General features: G+C 60.4%; 21 protein-coding genes and 1 pseudogene. 2 read left to right on the top strand and 20 right to left on the bottom strand.

Annotation, left to right across the window (positions count from 1 at the left end):
• Positions 1–24 precede the first annotated feature (24 nt).
• The 9 genes from NKI85_RS14710 to NKI85_RS14750 all read right to left on the bottom strand — a co-directional run bounded on the left by NKI85_RS14710 (position 25) and on the right by NKI85_RS14750 (position 5,858).
• On the bottom strand, positions 25–888 hold the full coding sequence (locus tag NKI85_RS14710; protein ID WP_352776876.1) for a TauD/TfdA dioxygenase family protein: 864 nt from the start codon (positions 886–888) through the stop codon (positions 25–27).
• 111 nt (positions 889–999) lie between these two features.
• On the bottom strand, positions 1,000–1,707 hold the full coding sequence (locus tag NKI85_RS14715; protein ID WP_352776877.1) for a TetR/AcrR family transcriptional regulator: 708 nt from the start codon (positions 1,705–1,707) through the stop codon (positions 1,000–1,002).
• Between the two features lie 104 nt (positions 1,708–1,811).
• Positions 1,812–2,084 carry a DUF982 domain-containing protein gene (locus tag NKI85_RS14720; protein ID WP_352776878.1) on the bottom strand — a complete coding sequence of 91 codons (273 nt, stop codon included), beginning with the start codon at positions 2,082–2,084 and terminating at the stop codon, positions 1,812–1,814.
• An 8-nt stretch (positions 2,085–2,092) separates the two neighbouring features.
• Complete coding sequence (locus tag NKI85_RS14725; RefSeq protein WP_352776879.1) at positions 2,093–2,338, bottom strand: DUF982 domain-containing protein; 246 nt, start codon at positions 2,336–2,338, stop codon at positions 2,093–2,095.
• A gap of 8 nt (positions 2,339–2,346) precedes the next feature.
• Positions 2,347–2,640 (bottom strand): DUF982 domain-containing protein, encoded by a 294-nt coding sequence (locus NKI85_RS14730; protein ID WP_352776880.1) that lies wholly within the window; start codon positions 2,638–2,640, stop codon positions 2,347–2,349.
• Between the two features lie 151 nt (positions 2,641–2,791).
• Positions 2,792–3,043 carry a DUF982 domain-containing protein gene (locus NKI85_RS14735; protein WP_352525522.1) on the bottom strand — a complete coding sequence of 84 codons (252 nt, stop codon included), beginning with the start codon at positions 3,041–3,043 and terminating at the stop codon, positions 2,792–2,794.
• A gap of 3 nt (positions 3,044–3,046) precedes the next feature.
• Positions 3,047–3,223, bottom strand: coding sequence for a hypothetical protein (locus NKI85_RS14740; protein ID WP_352525521.1), 177 nt, complete (start codon positions 3,221–3,223; stop codon positions 3,047–3,049).
• A 696-nt stretch (positions 3,224–3,919) separates the two neighbouring features.
• Entirely contained in the window at positions 3,920–4,648 is a 729-nt protein-coding gene (locus NKI85_RS14745; protein WP_352525520.1) for a hypothetical protein, read from the bottom strand.
• Between the two features lie 40 nt (positions 4,649–4,688).
• On the bottom strand, positions 4,689–5,858 hold the full coding sequence (locus NKI85_RS14750) for a coiled-coil domain-containing protein (RefSeq protein WP_352525519.1): 1,170 nt from the start codon (positions 5,856–5,858) through the stop codon (positions 4,689–4,691).
• Positions 5,859–6,115: 257 nt separating this feature from the next.
• On the opposite strand from NKI85_RS14750, the gene NKI85_RS14755 reads away from it, so the two are divergent.
• The gene (locus NKI85_RS14755) at positions 6,116–6,664 is read left to right on the top strand and encodes a glutathione S-transferase family protein (RefSeq protein WP_352776907.1); all 549 of its coding nucleotides are present in this window, start codon (positions 6,116–6,118) and stop codon (positions 6,662–6,664) included.
• Here the strand turns inward: NKI85_RS14755 and NKI85_RS14760 are convergent.
• On the bottom strand, positions 6,661–7,446 hold the full coding sequence (locus NKI85_RS14760; protein ID WP_352776881.1) for a protein-L-isoaspartate O-methyltransferase family protein: 786 nt from the start codon (positions 7,444–7,446) through the stop codon (positions 6,661–6,663). The two genes, NKI85_RS14755 and NKI85_RS14760, sit on opposite strands and share 4 nt — an antisense overlap.
• A gap of 141 nt (positions 7,447–7,587) precedes the next feature.
• On the opposite strand from NKI85_RS14760, the pseudogene NKI85_RS14765 reads away from it, so the two are divergent.
• Positions 7,588–7,734: pseudogene (locus tag NKI85_RS14765) on the top strand (ABC transporter ATP-binding protein); the annotation flags it as partial.
• 306 nt (positions 7,735–8,040) lie between these two features.
• On the opposite strand, the gene NKI85_RS14770 reads toward NKI85_RS14765, so the two are convergent.
• The 10 genes from NKI85_RS14770 to sctJ all read right to left on the bottom strand — a co-directional run bounded on the left by NKI85_RS14770 (position 8,041) and on the right by sctJ (position 15,845).
• Positions 8,041–8,952 (bottom strand): D-glutamate cyclase family protein, encoded by a 912-nt coding sequence (locus tag NKI85_RS14770; RefSeq protein ID WP_352776882.1) that lies wholly within the window; start codon positions 8,950–8,952, stop codon positions 8,041–8,043.
• A gap of 94 nt (positions 8,953–9,046) precedes the next feature.
• Entirely contained in the window at positions 9,047–9,862 is an 816-nt protein-coding gene (sctT, locus tag NKI85_RS14775; RefSeq protein WP_352776883.1) for a type III secretion system export apparatus subunit SctT, read from the bottom strand.
• Between the two features lie 9 nt (positions 9,863–9,871).
• On the bottom strand, positions 9,872–10,141 hold the full coding sequence (locus NKI85_RS14780) for an EscS/YscS/HrcS family type III secretion system export apparatus protein (RefSeq protein ID WP_352449127.1): 270 nt from the start codon (positions 10,139–10,141) through the stop codon (positions 9,872–9,874).
• An 18-nt stretch (positions 10,142–10,159) separates the two neighbouring features.
• Complete coding sequence (gene sctR / locus NKI85_RS14785; protein WP_352454246.1) at positions 10,160–10,813, bottom strand: type III secretion system export apparatus subunit SctR; 654 nt, start codon at positions 10,811–10,813, stop codon at positions 10,160–10,162.
• A complete protein-coding gene (gene sctQ / locus NKI85_RS14790; RefSeq protein WP_352776884.1) occupies positions 10,806–11,918 on the bottom strand; it encodes a type III secretion system cytoplasmic ring protein SctQ in 1,113 nt (370 codons plus the stop codon). Before sctQ ends, sctR begins: the two co-directional genes overlap by 8 nt.
• 29 nt (positions 11,919–11,947) lie before the next feature.
• Positions 11,948–12,436, bottom strand: coding sequence for a type III secretion system stalk subunit SctO (gene sctO / locus NKI85_RS14795; RefSeq protein ID WP_352776885.1), 489 nt, complete (start codon positions 12,434–12,436; stop codon positions 11,948–11,950).
• The gene (locus NKI85_RS14800; RefSeq protein WP_352776886.1) at positions 12,423–13,781 is read right to left on the bottom strand and encodes a FliI/YscN family ATPase; all 1,359 of its coding nucleotides are present in this window, start codon (positions 13,779–13,781) and stop codon (positions 12,423–12,425) included. Before NKI85_RS14800 ends, sctO begins: the two co-directional genes overlap by 14 nt.
• On the bottom strand, positions 13,778–14,395 hold the full coding sequence (sctL, locus tag NKI85_RS14805; RefSeq protein WP_352525509.1) for a type III secretion system stator protein SctL: 618 nt from the start codon (positions 14,393–14,395) through the stop codon (positions 13,778–13,780). Before sctL ends, NKI85_RS14800 begins: the two co-directional genes overlap by 4 nt.
• A 5-nt stretch (positions 14,396–14,400) precedes the next feature.
• Complete coding sequence (locus tag NKI85_RS14810; protein ID WP_352776887.1) at positions 14,401–15,021, bottom strand: SctK family type III secretion system sorting platform protein; 621 nt, start codon at positions 15,019–15,021, stop codon at positions 14,401–14,403.
• Positions 15,018–15,845, bottom strand: a complete 828-nt coding sequence (sctJ, locus tag NKI85_RS14815) for a type III secretion system inner membrane ring lipoprotein SctJ (protein WP_352776908.1) — start codon at positions 15,843–15,845, stop codon at positions 15,018–15,020. Before sctJ ends, NKI85_RS14810 begins: the two co-directional genes overlap by 4 nt.
• Positions 15,846–15,859 lie beyond the last annotated feature (14 nt).

The raw sequence follows: 15,859 nt of genomic DNA on the forward strand, positions 1-15,859 counted from the left end.
TGCTCCTCCCTGAGCGGTTGCGCGTCAGCCGTCCCTGGCGGCAAGTGGAACGGTGCCCTCCACCGTCGTTCGGTACATCACCCGGCGATATCCGGGATAATCGTTGATGGCAGTGTGCAGGACGTGGGGATTGTTCCACATGCCGAGCGTCTTCGGTTCCCAACGCAGCCTGCAGTTGAACTCGGGCCGGACAGCCCGCGCCATCAGGAAGTCGATCATCGGCTTGCTTTCTTCCTCCGTCATCCCCTTAAAATTGGTCATCACGCTGCTGACGAAGACATAGCGCCGGCCAGTCTCGGGGTGCCGACAGATCACAGGATGCTCGACGACGGCATTCTCGATCGCCTCGACATCGGCCTTGACGCCGAGCCGACTGTGGGCCGCGTTGATGGCGAAGACCCCGCGGCCGCTATGGACGCCCGTCAGCCCTTGCAGGATTTCGACCAGCCGCGGCGAAAGAGAGTCATATGCCTTCTCGAGGCTTGAGAAGCATGTGTCGCCGCCGACCGGCGGCACCTCTTCACCGTAGAGGATCGTAATGCCCGGCGGCTTTGGTAGCCAGGCGAGGTCCATGTGCCAGTCCTCGCCGATCACCTTGCCCGTGTCGTCCGGCTCGCGCACGAAGCGCACGATATCGTCGAAGCCGTCGATCGGCGTGTGCACCGGATTGCCGCTAAACGGCCCGAACCGGCGCGCGACCTTGTGGACGCCAGCGGCGTCAAGCTCCTGATCGCGCACGGCGAGCGCATGGTACTTGTAGAGCGCGCGGCGAACGTCTTCGAAGGCATGCTCGCTGGCGCCCGCCAGATCGATCCCGCGGATTTCTGCACCGAGCGCTCCAGTGAGGGGGCTGACCTCGAAACGGGTGAATTCGTCATCGCGTAGCACGTGATCCTCCCTTGTACGCGCCCCGTCGCCACCACGGGCTGACTTACCTGTAAGTAAGTAACCTGAAGGCGAACATCTGTCAACTCGCCCTCGCTTTGATCCACTGGATGTCTAGCCTCGACGCGAGCCCTTTCCCGCATCCTGCCAAGCTGCGCGGATGATCGCCGCCAGTGCTGCGAAGGTCCTAGCGACCTCGTCGAAGCTTCCGGTGTCCTGCGTCATCGGTGGACAGGACAGAAGGGTAATGCGCAGCATGTGCACGAGTTCGTCCCTGAGTGTGTCGGGAGAAAGTTCTCCATCCTTCACAGCCTGGTCCACCGCATGGCGTAGGCTCCGTTCATAGACCCGGTTGACACGCTCCAGCGCATGTTCGGCTGGTTCACCGAGAACTGGGAGGTCGTGGCGAAGGCGCGAAAGCGGGCTCCACATATTGCGGGCTCCCGTCTCAGCGTTGAAACGTTCATAGAAGCGGCGCAGATCCTCGAGCTGCATATCGAGCCGGTCGAAGAACCGGGCGTCGGGCGTCGTCCAGAAGCGCTTAATCCGGGCCTCGGCGTTGGCGGCGAAGTCCGCGATCAATTCCTCCATCAATTGACGCTTGTTGCCGAAGTGATGGTGGATGTTGGCACGCGTCGTGCCGATCGCGATCGCTATATCGCCGAAGCTGAAACCGTCGTGGCCGCGCAGGACATAGAACTCGGCCGCGACCTCTTTGATTCTGCTGCGGGTGGAGTACGCCTCGTCACCGGGAGGTCCTGAAGTGCTGGCTCTCATATCCCTTCCAAAATCCATGCCGCTCGCCATCGCGACAATCAGCATACGAAACGTGCTGCAACCGTCCGCCGGTCGGCACAGACGCGATCAGCGTTGCTACCATACAATGTCATGGGATGTACCCGTCGTACATGGATCTTCTTCTACGCTCAGGTGGGAACTAATTTGCGCCAGTTCGCGACGTTTCGCACGAACATCCCCTCCTCTTTAGCAGCAGCCCCGAAGGCCTTGCGGGCCTCCTCCGGGGTCGCCCGATCCTCGACGGCGTCGATGCATAGTTGCACAGCCTTCCTCCACTTAGGTCCCATCTTGGTCCACTTCAGGAGTTCCTCGGCGGCACCCTCGACATTGTTACACCCGTAGGTCACCCCAGGTCGGTCGGTCTTGACGTACACCGGAGGGGAGAACCAATGGGTTGCCACGACACCTCCTACTCAGGGGAGAGATACGTCTTGGCCTCCTTTGCGGCAGCCTCAAAGGCCTTTCGCACCACCTGAGGGTCAATCGAATCGCCCTCCAGAGCTGACAGGCAGAGAGTCACCGCCTTATACCAGCAGGGTCCTCTCCGGGTCCACGTTTTGAGCTGCTCAAGGGCTGCCCTGGCATTGTTGCAGCCATGCCTGACACCGGTTTCAGTCTTCACGAACACCGGAGGGACGAACCAATGGGTTGCCATGATACCTCCTACTCAGGGGAGAGATACACGTTGGCCTCCTTGGCAGCCGCCTCGAAGGCTTCACGGACCTCTTGGGGGGAGGATTTGCCCTCGAATGCATCGACGCAGGATTGGACAGCCTTGGTCCACTTCGGGCCCTTTGTGTCCCACGCCATGAGTTCCTCGGCGGCTCCCTCGACGTGGCTGACCCCATGGCGAATGCCTGGACGTTTCGTCTTCACGTAGACCGGTGGAGAGAACCAGAAGGGACCCATGAGGATGAACTTAGAGCGGCAAGAGCCTGCTGACCAACCCAGTTGCATCCCCCGCTGATAAGGGAACAACGCAGGCCCTTGCGGGTTTAGAACTCGCAGCGGTCGATTCTTCGTGGATGCACCCGCTGTCGGGTCCGTCGCTTTTCTCACGGGCGGCGGGCCCTCGTGGCTAGAGACTGACTTTGCAATCCGAATTTAGCTATTTGCCGTTGGGGGGAAGTAACGTCCCCTCCTCCTTAGCGGCAGCCAGGAATGCCTTGCGGGCCTCCTCAGCTTCCATCTCGTCGAATATCACGGCCATGCAAACGCGCACCGCGAGGTCCCAGCAAGGGCCACGCTTGGTCCACTTCATCAGCTCCTCGCCGGCTTTCTCGGCGTTGTTGACGTTGCGGATGATCCCGGGACGCTCGGTCCTGACAGGGACCGGAGGGTTGAACCAGTGGAGAGCCATACGTCACTCTTTGTCGGCCCTATCAAGTTGCTCCAGCAAATACCTTTGCTCAGCCGGCAGCTCCCGTTCTACAGGCAGATTTAGCATGTTGCGAAGGTAATTGCGGATTACCTCTGAGGTGATCCACCGCCGCACAACTTCGGCAATAACCTTCTGTTTGGCTTTATCGATTTCAACCACATTCGGGCCTACATCTTAAAAGGACCGAACTGCACCTCGAGCGGATTCCTTAAGGGGGCCAGAATGTTTGATACAAAAATCTGGGCAGGTGATCGGATAACTGGCTCGCGCGAGGCCCCCCCGCGCGCCCTTCGTTTCCCACTGGCGAGGCCCTAACAATCCCCGTCAGAGAAGTTGGGAACCCAACATCGTGAGCCTGAGCCAGAAGTTACGCAGCCAGCAGCCGTTCTGCATCTATTGTGCCGGATCGGCTCGCGGCGTCGACATCGGCCACGTGCCGCCAAGGGTCTGTTCGATGGCAAGTGGCGACCGAAGGGCGGGGAAGTGACTACCTGCAAGGCATGCCATGAAGGGACGCGCGAGATGGACGATGTCGCGGCGTTCGCAAGCCGTTCCTGCCCAACCCGACGACTGGGGGACAGCATGGTTGTCATTGGTCATGACGATCACCTGGGCGGTGCGCCAAGAGGGCTTGGGCACGGGAGGCGCACCGTCTAGGGACAAAGGCTGCCGATGCTTCGTCAGGATTGTTCCGATATCAGCGAGTCCGCTTCTTGATCGGTCTTGCGACCAGTACGCGCGCGCGGGGCCACAGGTCGAGGCTAGGAAACTCACACTCGCGGGCACTGGTTGATCACCGAGCCAACACGAGCGACCTCGGCTAAGCGCCGTGTGTCCCTCTTACAGGCTTGGCTGCTATATTATTGCAGTGACCCTGCCCGACGCATCGAGGCGACAACTGACTTGCGCCTGCCGGACTTCGATGCCACCTTGTCTAGCGTAGTCTATTCGCACCTCGATCGGCGCCGTGAGTGCGCCTCGACGTTGACGCAAGGCACCTGCGCTTACCGCGTGGACACGGACGGCGCCAAGCGGCGTCGCAGCGGACACGATCGCCGCGCGGCAGGCGCGCACCACCGCGGCTGGCGTACCGGTTTTCGCTTTCAGCGGTGCCAGAAACTCAGCGGGATAGCCCTTGGTGACCCGCTCGGACCCACCGTCACCAGGTTTAGAGGGCAGGAGGACGGGTGGCAGGACGATCGATTGCCTGGCGGTCTTGGGAGAGGCAGTGGCTGTGGTGGCTGCGGCCGGACTACCGGGAGCGGTAACCGATTCGTTTTCGGCGGCTGGATCGTCGCCCACACCGACATCCGTCGAAATCCCTCCGCCTGTGTCACCTACGGTGCCGCTGGCACTAACGCCTGCGTCGACTGATCCGTCATCTGAGCCGACCGAAGCTCCAACGTTGGCTCCGCCTACACCGTCGACGCTCGTGCCCACCCCCACAGATCCGCCTTGCGAACCGGCGCTCACTCCAGCACCGACCCCGACACCGCCAACATTGCCGCCTATACCTGCATCAAGAGCCGAGGCAGGCCCGATTGCGATCCCGATCGTCAACGCGGTTGCGACGTATTTTTTCATTATCATACTCCCCTGCGGCATACATTTCGCTCACTATTCTTCACTGGCCTAGGTCGAGCTTTTTCGGTGGTCGCGTTGGGAGCAATGCGGCGGGAAGAGCGATGGTTGACAGCAGAACAGGTTGCGGTGACTTTTGGACCTTCACTTTCTGTTTTTCCGGCAAGCCCGGTTTGCGGACTGGTTGGGAGCCCGAACGCGATAAGCTACTTGCATGTGCACTCGCGGGGGTACTTGCTTTGGGCGCGCGCTCCACAGCCGCAGTGCGACGCTTGCCCTTGACAATATCAATTGCCTCACGCGCGGCACTGAGGCTGCGGGCTAGACCGATAGCCCTTTCACGCTCTTGGTCCAGCGCCGCACTCAATTCTATCGAGTTCTGCTTTAAAGCATCGCGTTCCTTGCGAACGATGGCGAGGGCTCGTACAGCTGAATCTGCTCGTTCGCGTCCCAGTTCGAGCGCTTCTCGAGCTTGCTTTACAGCGGCCTCGGCCACCTGTCGGTCCCTTATGGCGTTGGCCTGCTCGACGGCTGCCAGATTTGCGCCTGTCTTAAGAGCATCGATCGTTTGGCGAGCCGTAGTAAGTTCTTGTTCCAAGAGCTCAACCTTGTGCCGCTCGTCATCAAGCGCTCGCTTGGCAGCAAGCTGAGAGAGTTCCATAGAGGGGTGCGCTCCAAGCGTGGCAGCCTTCTCGCTGTTCCAGAGACTGGCTTCGGCCCTGTAGCTTTCGATAACGCGCTGCGCCGTCTCCAGATCGAGCGCGAGCGCTTCGTCTGTTCGCTGCTGCTCTTTTAGGGCTTGTGCTTGCTGAGCCACCGTGTCTGCCAGTACGTGTGCCTGGGCGCTCAGGTCACGTGCGCCGCGCTGCATAACGTCTAGCTCCGCTCGTGCTGCGGCCAATTCGCGGCGCAAAGCCTCCACATGCTCGCCGAGCGGCGTTTGCGCGCCCTCCTTGAGTGCCTGTGTTTCGCTGAGCACCAGCTCTCCAGATATATAGGATCCGAGCGCGCTCGGTTGCGGCTTGCCCGGTTGTTTGTCGACCTCGGTGTGTTCCGAAACCACGACCGACGAGCTGTAGTTAGCTGCGGCAACAGCTGACGCTTCGGGCGCCAACTGACTATTTGCCGGAGATGCCGACAGCAGAACAAGGCATAACGGAACGAGGGATAGCATGGCGCTACACCCCCTGCCGCGTATCTGCAGATGATTCATCACTGAACCTCACCGACCGCGGCCCTCACCGCTATTGTATTCTCCACTTACGCGCGCGGCGCTGGATCAATGCTAGTGAAGCACCCTCGGCAACGCCAAGGCACCGAATAAGGCGTAAAGCCTGTCTCCTATTTCCTTACTTGTCATCATTCGAACGAACGGAACTTTCGTTCATTTACTCTGGGGGTTGTCTGAAACCCCGAAAGGCTGCCCTGCTCAAAACGGCTCTGTCTGGTCACTCCAGAGCCTCCAAGATACTGGAGGTCACGCTCTGGAGGAGGACGAGCCCCATCAATCGCAACGAGGATGTGTTTGCGATCAATCCGCTTGGCAAAGTGCCCGTTCTCGTTCTCAATGACGGTTATACGATCTTCGATTCGAGCGTAATCTGCGGCTATCTCGACGATCTCGAAAGCAGTCGTCGGCTCATCCCCGAAAGAGGGCGAGCAAAATGGTCCGCCTACCTCCAGGCGCTCGCCGGCGGCATGTGCGACGCAGGCATTTCCATCCGCTGGGAAAACGAGCGCCGCCCTGAACATCTGCGTTACCCTGCCTTGGGCGCAGGCATGACGATGACGCTCATCGAATTCTATAACTTTGTGGAACGCGAGGTCGAATTCGACGCGCCGCTCCATGTCGGCCACATCGCGCTCGCCACTTGTCTAAGCTGGCTGGAATTCCGGAGATTGCCCGACTTCTTGCAGGGGAGGCCACGACTGACACAATGGTATAGATCCTTCGTGGAACGCCCTTCAATGCGTGCCACACCCTACGACGGTGCACCCGAGATTGATATCGATCTCTAGGCTTTCGAAACCCAGTATGCGTCGGTAACTAACCAAGCGTTCTCGAGGCCATTTGCTGGTCGTCCTCGATGGTATTGCGCGAGACCAGTGACCTTGCCTCGCGCAGCCTTTAGAGCGGCCATCAACGCCTTTTCTTCGTCACTGCGCCTAGCCCCGCTGCAGGGGTAAAACCCGCATGGCATAAGTGATCTTACAGGAAACGCACAGCCAGCCCTTTCCAGAAGCATCATGAAGCCTCGTTGGTCTTCACCTGTGAACGGCAGCGCCATCCGACCCGTGTCGGACAAATTTGAAAGCCACCGTTCCGGCACGTGCGTCACTCCGGCAAAGGCGGCCACGACATCGAGGTTTGGCAGATCGACTGCCTGCGTTGCATCACCGGATATCACTTCTACATGGGCATAATGAGCAAGATTGCTTTGCGCGCGCCGAGCGAGTTCTTCGTCGATCTCATATGCAATCACGCGGCCTTCAGAACCCGTCAGTTCAGCGAGGATGGCGGTGAAATAGCCGACACCAGCGCCCACCTGAAGGACAGTCTGACCGGGAGCCATGTTCAGATGGTCGAAAACCAATGCCCAAAGCGACGGCAAGCCGCTGTTTAATCCGCGCTGTTCGTCAAGCGAGACCAGTACGTCGTGATAAATCTCGTGAAGTGCGGCTGAAGGGCTCGTATGGACCGCCCCGATCTGCAATCTCGAATGGATACGCCATGGCCCGTCACCGAGGTATTGTTCGCGCGGAACCTTTGCGAAGGCCTCGATGACCGCAGGATTGTGCAAGACAGGTGATGAGACACGCAGGTCTTCGGCAAATCACCGGCGCGCGTCACTGGCATCGATTCTTGTTGGCATGGAATGTCGGCTCGCGGATTGTGCGTACTTGTCATGCTCTCAGAAAACCGAACGACGGCAAAGGGGCCCTATCCCCGCAAGACGATCCGCTCACAGCTCAAGGAGCCGCTCCGAAACCAAGGGTTCGCAACGAACTCGGTAGACGTGGAAGCCGTCCTGCGGTCGGTCGGCCTGGATCCGGCGCTCAGTTACAGGTTCCCGCACCAGCTCTCTGGCGAGATTAGTTCCGGAACCTTATACCGCTACCGAAGGTTGATATACCGAGCTGGGCCGGCGAATAAGCCAGAAGCCGAGCCAGAGCGGCAGATAAAATGAATGAGCTCAATCAAGTACAGTCCGAAATCATCACCGCTGACCTACTCTTCGCGAGGGTCATGCACGACTATGACTACCAAGCTTCGAGGCGCAGTCAGGACTCTCGGGAAAGGCCGTGGTGGGGTCCACGGTCAGAGGCCATCCCGTCCGCCCTGCTGTCGAGGTGCTTCGGAGCGTTGGACCAGGCAAGCTCCGACTTGAGCACGATCATTGCAAGCTCGCGCCAAGCTCGACATTAGGCCAAGGCAGCGCCCGTGCATCCACGTCGGTGATCAGCATATGGCCCGGCGACACTGTGATCGAGATCGCGAGTTCGGCACGAGCAAGAGCGTCTTGGGCGGTCAGGCTGCTGGCCCAGAATACAGGCACCTCCCCTTCCAAGACTTCGACGGCATCGCCCCAGTCGGGAGCCATCAAATTTCGGATCCCGATCGTCGTGGGCTCTCCGACATGGATGGGTGACCCGTGCGCATGCGGAAAACGCGCGGTGAGCGCGCGAACCTTGTCGACGTCGCTATACCTTATCGGGCGCATTGAGACGACCATTTCGCCACCGAACTGTCCGACTTGAGACGTCTCGATCTTGGTGCGGAACTTGGGGGCGGTTTTTCCACGGCCGATGCGCCGGAATTTCACGCCCTTTTCGACAAGTGCGGCCTCGACGGTGAGCGAACTGCCGAGCGCGAAAGCCGAAAAGTCATCTCGCCATAGGTCGATGATGTCTGTGGTCTGCCGGATCATCTCGCCGAAATAATAGATGCTGTACTGTGGCGCATCGGTGCGGATATCGATATCGCCCAGCGCTGGCAGCAATGGGCTGCCCGCACGGCTCACGCCCACCAAAGGGCAGGGTTTCGGATTGCGGACGCAAAACTGATGGAAATCGGCGGCAAAGCTGCGGGGCACAATCACGACGTTGGCCTGGAGCTTGCCGCGCGCAAGCCCTCCTGTATGCCCTTCATAGGCACCCATCCTGACGAGCCTGCGTAGCCTGTCCGCATCGACCATTCGCAAATCCTCATAGATCAATGAAGTGATCGGGCGAGCCATGGCTTCCAACGGATATGCACGTTTCAGAGACACGTCGAGAGCGCGTAAGATCATCGGCGGGTCGGTCACTTGTCAAATCATCAGAATCTTTCCTCATCGATAAATCGTATTTATTGGCAGGCGAAGGATGGCGCTTATTATTAGCTTTTGCTCATATTTGTTCTCATTGACAGCTGCGGCAGCCGATCGCTTCTATCTGTCGGCTCGCCTCGTGCAGGAAGCCAAGGTCCCGGTTCATGTAGAAAAGCAGGAAAGCTGCATAGAGTACAAAGACAAGGCTGAAGACCAGCGTCTTGACGACCAGCGACAATGCAAAAACATTCAGGTGCGGAGAGGCCCGCGCCAGGAAAGCCAGCACAATGTCGGACAGGAGCATGCTGATAATGAGCGGGAAGACGAGGGTCAGCGCCATCGCCAGGATGCGATTCAGCAGACCGAGAAATATCCCCGCAGCATCCTTGCTGAATACAGGCAGAAGTTGGTCGATCGGCCACAGGCCGTAGCTCTCGTAGAGACTGGTCAGGGAAAGCTGCAGACCTCCGGCGGCCAGGTAGACCGTGACCATGATGACGGCGAGTAAGGTGCCGGTGGCACTCGTCTCATGCGTCATCATCGGGTCAATCAGCGTCCCCATCGTGGAGCCGCGCTGCAGGTCCAGGACATCGCCAGCAGCCTCCGCTGCCCAGAACGGTATACCCATCGTAAGCCCGAGCGTTACGCCGACCACCACCTCCTTGAGGATGTACACCACGATCATCGTGGTCGTGATGGGGGTGTTCGTCAGCGTACTCACGATCATCGGAAAGACCGGAACCACCAGCGCCAGCGCCACGCCGTTGCGCAGAAGACCTGATAACGGCACACGCGAAAAAAGCGGCATCAGGAGCATGAAACCGGTCATGCGAGCGAGCGCGAATGCGCCTGCCAGAAGATAGACCTGCAGCTCTTTGACGGACGCGAAGAGTGGTTCGACCGGCATCCGCGTGCCTCAACGCGTGACGACGGGAAATTCGTCCAGCGCCGTCGAGGCCTGTTGCGCGATCTGTTGTCCAAGCAAAGGACCGAAGACGATGATGACCAGCAGGATCACGACCAGCTTGATCGTCTGCGGCAGCGACTGGTCCTGAATTTGCGTCAGCGCCTGGGCAAGACCGACGAGGACGCCGACCGCCAGCGCCGCAATGATCGCCGGGCTGGACGCAAACAGCACTGTCAGAAGTGCGCTTTGGACCTTTGCCAGGATGAAGTCATTGCCCATGCAACCCTCCCATCGGCGTCAGCCGTAACTCAGGATGAGGCCATGCATCAGCCGCGACCAGCCATCTATGGCAACGAAAAGGAACAGTTTCAGAGGAATCGATATGAGGACCGGCGAGACCATGATCATGCCGAGCGTCATCAGGATATTGGCAACAACGATATCGATGATGAGGAAAGGAAGATAAAGCAGGAAGCCGATTTCGAAGGCACGGGTTAGCTCGGATGCGACAAAGGCCGGAACAAGGATCGAGAGATCGTCGTCCTTCAGGTTCTGCCGCGCCTGTTCCGGCCACAGGCGGCTCGTTCCATCGAGAAAGAACTGCCGCTCCTGCGGCTGGGTGAACTTCATGAGGTGTCGCTGCAATGGTTCCCTGACCAGTTGCGCCGCTCTGGCGAGGTCGTCCGTTGTCTGGAACTGAACCTGCCCTTCTTGAAGTCGGCCCGACATCTCGCTCAGCAACGGGGTCGTGACATAGACCGTGAGCACAAGCGCTATGCCGTATAGCACCAGATTGGGTGGCATCTGCTGGACGCCGAGCGCGTTGCGGATGAGAAACAGCACGACCGAGATCTTCAAGAATCCCGTCATCGTGACGACCGCCAGAGGCAGCAACCCGACAAAGCCGACGGCGATCAGAATCCCAAGCAGATTGGGCGAATTCTCAAGCATTATCGAACATGCGCACGATCCGCACGCCCAGGCTTTCGCCGATCCGCACGATCTCACCGCGGCCGACACGTTTGCCGTTGGCGATGATGTCGACAATCGCCTCGGTCACATCGGCGAGCGGAACAATAGTGCCGGGCGCAAGCTGCTTCACCTCCCCGAGAGGCATTGCCGTGCGGCCGATCTCGAAGGCAAGCGCGACCGGCAACTCGTCCAGGGTCGATTCTTCCAAAGTCTGGCCGGCTGGCGGCGACGTGTTCTGGTTCATGGTCCACTCCCAATTCGATCCGGCGATAGCCGTCGGCGCGGCAAGCAATTGCGGCCCGGCGGCCGTCAGGGCGACCGGCGCATAAAGGCGCTCGGCAATGATGAGTGCCGCCATGCGTTCTTCCGCCTCATTCCTGAAAAGCACCACGTCGTCAGGATGGAGGCTTTTAAGCTCGCCAAGAGTTAGGTTGAGTGCGCCACGCCGAAGGCAGATTGGCAGAGGAAATTCGGCCGGGATCGGCGGTCTGGCGTTGGCGATCTCGTCGAAAAGACGGCCGATCCGTACCGCCAGCCCGGCGTCATTCGTGTTCAAGACGCAGTCAATCGTTTCCTGACTGCCGGTCAGGACAAAAGCCAACGGGGTCTCGCCCGAAATGGAAACGGCATCTGCTTGTGTGACCGAGATGAGCGCGATGCTCACGCCCAGTTTGGCCTCGACCCATTCCAGATCCTCTTCAAACGCGGATTCCAGCAGCAGTGCGGCGTGAGCGGGGGCCAGCCGCTTCATGTCGACCAGTTCGTCTGCCCTGGCGAAGCCCCGTTCGACCACAGAAAGCGGCAGGCGCAATTTGCCCATCGTGTCTCCGACGGAGAACGCAATGGTGCACCACCGCTGGTCGGCAGGGTTCGGCGCCGGCCAGACGGCGGCAATCGCCACGGCCTTGCCCGCGATCGTGATTTCCGCGGGCGCGCGCCGGCGGTAGAAGGCGTTCAATGCCCCAACGTCGACAGACGCGACAGAGTCCAGTATCAGCCGCTCGCCAACGCTTGACCGTGAGGTCTTGCGTTTTGCCGGCTTTACCTGCGCTCTCGTTTTTCCCGACGCGAAGGCTTGGGGCATCACATCCATATTCACGATCACAAACTGGGCTATCGTTCTGTGGGCAGGCGCGTTGGACCGCGCTCCTCTTCCTCGGAAAGCTCGGCAAGGGCCAAGCAACGCCGTGCGGTGCGTTTGGTCAGATGCTCCAACAGCCTGTCCAGCTTCGTCACCGCCTTCATGGTTGCACGATGATCATTGCGGGCTTCCGACAGCTCCGCTTTCCGTTGCTGCTCGACAACGCCCGCCATCTTCTCGTTTTCCCGCAACTGCGCGGTTTTTCTGGCGGCGATTTCGAACCGTGCCTGTAGCCGGTGAAGACTGGCAGCCTTTATCGGATGTCCAACAAGCGAGCCGAACGCTGCGTCTTCGGCATCGATCGTGCGCTGGAGATGCTCCGTGACCGCACCGGCCGCCTCCCGACCCTTCCTCGCGGCCCGGTCCACAGCAGCGTGCCTTCTGATCACCTCTTCCCTTGCGCGGTCTTCACGCCGGCGTCTGAGGTCGCGTAATCGAGCGATCATCTCACGATCTTTCACCGACGATCTCCCGCATGAGTTGGCGTGTCCTCTCGAAGCTCTCATGTGTGGCGGACGCCTGACGCAGGAAGGCGTTGATGGCATCGATCTTCGCCACCGCCTCGTCCGCCACCGGATCGCTGCCTTTTTCGTATTCACCGACGCGCAGGAGAAGCTCGATGTCGGCGTAGCGGGCAAGCAGCTCGCGCAGGTGGCTGGCGTCGGACCGATGTGCGGGCTCCACAACCGCATCCATGAGGCGGCTTCGGCTGCGCAAGACATCAATGGCCGGGAAATGGTTGCGCTGCGCAAGCTCGTTCGACAAGAAGACATGGCCATCAAGGAGCGCCTGAACTTCCTCGGCGACAGGATCCAGCGTACCGTCGCCTTCAAGAAGAACGCTGTAGAGGCTTGTGATGGATCCAACGCGACCGGGGCCTGACCGCTCGAGCAGACGGGGCAATACCGCAAACAGCGAAGACGGAAAACCGCGACGCGTCGGCGGCTCGCCCGCGGCCAGGCCAATCTCTCGCTGCGCACGGGCAAACCGCGTTATGTTGTCCATTGCAAGCAACACATGCTTGCCCTGGTCGCGAAAATATTCGGCAATGCTGGTCGCCACATAGGCGGCCTTGACACGCTCGATGGCAGGACGGTCGGAGGTCGCAACGACGACAATGGCCCTCGCCCGCCCCTCCGGCCCGAGCTGTTGTTCGAGGAATTCGCGCACCTCACGTCCGCGCTCTCCAACAAGAGCGACCACGGCGACATCGGCATCGGTGCCGCTGACGATATCGGAAAGCAGGAGCGACTTTCCCACCCCAGGTTCGCCAAAGATGCCGACGCGCTGCCCGCGCGCGCAGGTGAGCAGCCCGTCGAGGGCGCGTATGCCGAGCTGGATCGGCTCGGAAATCAAGCTGCGCTCCAGCGGAGATGGCGGATAGGCATTGACCGGATAGCTGCCGATGATGCCGTCCGGCGAAAGCGGCTTGCCGTCCAATGGCTCGCCAAGCGCGCTGATCACTCGACCAAGAAGGCTGGGACCGACTGGCACCTGCTGGTCTTTTCCGGTCGCCACAACCTCGGTCAGGTTTGAAAGACCGGCCAAATCGCCAAGCGGAACAAGGACCGCCATTTCGTCCATGAGGCCGACGACTTCCGCCTTGGTCATCCTGCCTGTCCTGGGGTCGACGAGTTCGCATATCTCGCCAATACGGGCCTCCTCCACAGTCGCATGAATGACCGTGCCGGCGACCCGCCGTACACGCCCCTTCCTGGGCCGGCTGGTATCGTCGCGCAGGCCCGAACGCAGATTCGGAATGATGGAGGCCAGACGGCTTTCGATATCAGCGGCGGACGCGGTCATAGGACCTCCGTCTTCGACGCAATCGCGGCAGCCATGGCTTTGAGCTGCGCGTCGATGCTCGCATCGACGACGGCAAAGTCAGTCGAAACGATGCAGGCGTCGGCAACCAGCGCGTCATCCGCGTCGATCTCGACCGTCATCCCCAGATCACTCTCGCGCAAGACTGCGTCCAGCTCCTCGCGAATCCTGTCGATGGACGCGGGATGAACTCGGACTTTCAGGTATTTGGCGCGGCGAATTTCAGTCACCGCCTGTCTTGCGGCCTTGGCGACAAGCGTGCCGACGTCGAATTCTCCCAGAATTCGCCTGACGATATCGACGGCAAGGCCAACGACTTCGGATTCCAGCCCACCGAAATAGCGATCCACTTTGACCGCCGTCTCGCTGATTAACCGCGTGGCCTCCGCATCGCCTTGCGCCTTGCCGTCGTCATAGCCCTGCGCGTATTCGGCCGCATAGGCTCGCCGTGCGGCGTCGCGCAACTGCTGCGCATCACGCCTTGCTTCGTCGAGAAACGCATGCCCATCCTGCAAAGCGCGTACCTCGGCCGCCCGCAGGATTCGGGCGTAAGGACGCCTCGGGATAGCTTCCGCCGCTTTGCCCGATTCGATCATCTCGTCTAGCTCATTGCTCGGCGAACAATCGCGGGGCCGGCCTCGGCAAATGGTTCGGCTACCGGCTGGTGGATAGGCTGTTGTGGCATCAGCTTGAGACGCACCCGCGTGCTCGTATCGCTCGGCATGGTCTGACACCAGGCGCCAAGGCAACTCAGGCCGTCGGCATAGACGCGACCGGAAATGTCTTCCAGCGGCCCCAACCGCTGCATCGGGCCGGCCAGGTCGCGGTTGGCTACGGCGAAAGCGCACAGATCAGCGCCAAGCGCCGCCTGCAACGCGGCCGCTTCGCGCCCAACAATGACAGCGGCCAGACTCCCGGCCCAGTAGATCGCGCCTGAGCGAAGCGCAAGTTCCTCCAACTCTTCGCCAGACGACAAGGCGATCGCTCGATCCACCGCATCGGCCGGCTCTTCGACTGCTGGAGAGAGCCTATGCCGGTCGAGCAGAAGCTTCGACAGTCGCTCCTGCAGGCGTTGCGACCGCAGCATGCGCGCGCAGGCTGCCTCGCCGATGGCGCCGTCAAAGCACTCCGCGAGCCAAGCCGCATCCACATAGGATGCGGGGTTGGACATGAATGCCTGCCATTCCGGGCTGGCAGTTTGCTCCGAGCCGGGCTGGGTCATGTTTTCTTCACCGGCATTGCGGAAGCATCGAGCGCATAGATGCCGGGCCGTCGATACCACTGCATGTAGGCCAACCGACCAGCCAGCGCGAGTATCGCCGCCGCCATGCCGTAAAACAGCGACATCGCGGCGGCGACGCTGTCGGGATGTAGCCACAGGCCGAGGAAGCTGGTGAACCCGGCCTCGCCGGTTTCCTGCTCGGGGGCTGTCGCTGCAACCGGAATGAGGGTGACGGAAACATTGTCATAGGTCAGTCCGGCGATGCCCTTGGCCACCAGCATCTTGACCTGCGGGATGAGCTCATTCATCGGAACGGATGCGCGATGCCGGATGAACACGGAGGCGGAGGACGGTACCAGTTGCTGCCTCAGCGGATCGTTTTCGGGCAGTACGAGATGAACGCGCGCCGAAAGTACGCCGTCGATGTCCGAAATCGTCTGCGACAGCTCCTGGCTCAGGCCATAGATCATCGTTGCCCGCTCTTCCACCGGCGAGGACACAAGCCCATCCCTCTTGAACACCTCGCCGAGCGTCTGGAATTCCTGTTTGGGCAAGCCGCTCTCGTCGAGAATGGCCATAGCTTCGGCGAAGCGGCCCTTCTGTACGGAAACCGTCATCTTGCCGTCCTTGCCGACCTCGCGTTGGGCCGGGATCCCGTGACGCATGAGCGTGGCCACGATCTCGTTGGCCTGCCGCTGGTTGAGGTTGGAATACAACTCCACCGAACACGCCTGGAGCACAAGCATACCCATGACAACGAGCGCAACGCGACACCGGACGCGGCATTGATTCAATCGCGTTGAACGCCGCAGCGAGGTTGGCATGGGCACGAACACTC

Source organism: Mesorhizobium sp. M0571, assembly GCF_040320985.1.
Taxonomy (GTDB): Bacteria; Pseudomonadota; Alphaproteobacteria; order Rhizobiales; family Rhizobiaceae; genus Mesorhizobium.

Bases quoted from the DNA above. Each gene is read 5' to 3' on its own strand.
- NKI85_RS14730 (WP_352776880.1), bottom strand. From the start codon at position 2,640: ATGCAACTGGGTTGGTCAGCAGGCTCTTGCCGCTCTAAGTTCATCCTC.
- sctR (WP_352454246.1), bottom strand. From the start codon at position 10,813: ATGCTTGAGAATTCGCCCAATCTGCTTGGGATTCTGATCGCCGTCGGC.
- NKI85_RS14800 (WP_352776886.1), bottom strand. From the start codon at position 13,781: ATGACCGCGTCCGCCGCTGATATCGAAAGCCGTCTGGCCTCCATCATT.
- NKI85_RS14735 (WP_352525522.1), bottom strand. From the start codon at position 3,043: ATGGCTCTCCACTGGTTCAACCCTCCGGTCCCTGTCAGGACCGAGCGT.
- sctJ (WP_352776908.1), bottom strand. From the start codon at position 15,845: ATGCCAACCTCGCTGCGGCGTTCAACGCGATTGAATCAATGCCGCGTC.
- NKI85_RS14745 (WP_352525520.1), bottom strand. From the start codon at position 4,648: ATGAAAAAATACGTCGCAACCGCGTTGACGATCGGGATCGCAATCGGG.
- NKI85_RS14725 (WP_352776879.1), bottom strand. From the start codon at position 2,338: ATGGCAACCCATTGGTTCGTCCCTCCGGTGTTCGTGAAGACTGAAACC.
- sctQ (WP_352776884.1), bottom strand. From the start codon at position 11,918: ATGCCCCAAGCCTTCGCGTCGGGAAAAACGAGAGCGCAGGTAAAGCCG.
- sctL (WP_352525509.1), bottom strand. From the start codon at position 14,395: ATGATCGAATCGGGCAAAGCGGCGGAAGCTATCCCGAGGCGTCCTTAC.
- sctT (WP_352776883.1), bottom strand. From the start codon at position 9,862: ATGCCGGTCGAACCACTCTTCGCGTCCGTCAAAGAGCTGCAGGTCTAT.
- NKI85_RS14810 (WP_352776887.1), bottom strand. From the start codon at position 15,021: ATGACCCAGCCCGGCTCGGAGCAAACTGCCAGCCCGGAATGGCAGGCA.
- NKI85_RS14715 (WP_352776877.1), bottom strand. From the start codon at position 1,707: ATGCTGATTGTCGCGATGGCGAGCGGCATGGATTTTGGAAGGGATATG.
- NKI85_RS14750 (WP_352525519.1), bottom strand. From the start codon at position 5,858: ATGAATCATCTGCAGATACGCGGCAGGGGGTGTAGCGCCATGCTATCC.
- NKI85_RS14780 (WP_352449127.1), bottom strand. From the start codon at position 10,141: ATGGGCAATGACTTCATCCTGGCAAAGGTCCAAAGCGCACTTCTGACA.